At 54.7% G+C, this 1,753-nt stretch carries 1 rRNA gene; it reads left to right on the forward strand.

Annotation, left to right across the window (positions count from 1 at the left end):
- Window positions 1-126 precede the first annotated feature (126 nt).
- Window positions 127-1,695, forward strand: a 16S ribosomal RNA gene (locus C6V82_RS17960).
- Window positions 1,696-1,753: the final 58 nt, after the last annotated feature.

Below are 1,753 nucleotides of genomic sequence, written 5' to 3' on the forward strand. Positions count from 1 at the left end.
CTTTGAAAACTAAACAAAAGACAAAAGTGAAGGAAAGAGAATGACACATTCTCTGTTCAATTTCAATTTGGAATCTAAGCCAGATTCCGTCTGATGCAGCGAAAGCTGCGTTGTCAGTTCAAACACTTTACGGAGAGTTTGATCCTGGCTCAGGACGAACGCTGGCGGCGTGCCTAATACATGCAAGTCGAGCGCAGGAAGCCGGCAGATCCCTTCGGGGTGATGCCGGTGGAATGAGCGGCGGACGGGTGAGTAACACGTGGGCAACCTGCCTTCCAGACTGGGATAACCCCGGGAAACCGGGGCTAATACCGGATAATCAACCGGTCCGCATGGACCGGCTGTAAAAGCGCGGACTTGTTCCGCGCACTGGAAGATGGGCCCGCGGCGCATTAGCTTGTTGGTGGGGTAGTGGCCCACCAAGGCGACGATGCGTAGCCGACCTGAGAGGGTGATCGGCCACACTGGGACTGAGACACGGCCCAGACTCCTACGGGAGGCAGCAGTAGGGAATCATCCGCAATGGACGAAAGTCTGACGGTGCAACGCCGCGTGAACGATGAAGGTTTTCGGATCGTAAAGTTCTGTTATGAGGGAAGAACACGTGCCGGTCGAACAGGCCGGCACCTTGACGGTACCTCACGAGAAAGCCCCGGCTAACTACGTGCCAGCAGCCGCGGTAATACGTAGGGGGCAAGCGTTGTCCGGAATTATTGGGCGTAAAGCGCGCGCAGGCGGTCTCTTAAGTCTGATGTGAAAGCCCACGGCTCAACCGTGGAGGGTCATTGGAAACTGGGGGACTTGAGTGTAGGAGAGGAAAGTGGAATTCCACGTGTAGCGGTGAAATGCGTAGATATGTGGAGGAACACCAGTGGCGAAGGCGACTTTCTGGCCTACAACTGACGCTGAGGCGCGAAAGCGTGGGGAGCAAACAGGATTAGATACCCTGGTAGTCCACGCCGTAAACGTTGAGTGCTAGGTGTTAGGGGTTTCGATGCCCTTAGTGCCGAAGTTAACACATTAAGCACTCCGCCTGGGGAGTACGGCCGCAAGGCTGAAACTCAAAGGAATTGACGGGGGCCCGCACAAGCAGTGGAGCATGTGGTTTAATTCGACGCAACGCGAAGAACCTTACCAGGTCTTGACATCTTTTGCCCGCTCTGGAGACAGAGTTTTCCCCTTCGGGGGACAAAATGACAGGTGGTGCATGGTTGTCGTCAGCTCGTGTCGTGAGATGTTGGGTTAAGTCCCGCAACGAGCGCAACCCTTGACCTTAGTTGCCAGCATTCAGTTGGGCACTCTAAGGTGACTGCCGGTGACAAACCGGAGGAAGGTGGGGATGACGTCAAATCATCATGCCCCTTATGACCTGGGCTACACACGTGCTACAATGGATGGTACAGAGGGACGCGAGACCGCGAGGTGGAGCCAATCCCAAAAAGCCATTCTCAGTTCGGATTGCAGGCTGCAACTCGCCTGCATGAAGCCGGAATTGCTAGTAATCGCGGATCAGCATGCCGCGGTGAATACGTTCCCGGGCCTTGTACACACCGCCCGTCACACCACGAGAGTTTGTAACACCCGAAGTCGGTGAGGTAACCTTTTTGGAGCCAGCCGCCGAAGGTGGGACAAATGATTGGGGTGAAGTCGTAACAAGGTATCCGTACCGGAAGGTGCGGATGGATCACCTCCTTTCTAAGGAGCATCAAGCTCAGATCGACCTTCCTTTTGTTCTTTTGTTTAGTTTTGAGAG

Source organism: Halomonas urumqiensis (assembly GCF_003028575.1).
Classification (GTDB): domain Bacteria; phylum Pseudomonadota; class Gammaproteobacteria; order Pseudomonadales; family Halomonadaceae; genus Halomonas; species Halomonas urumqiensis.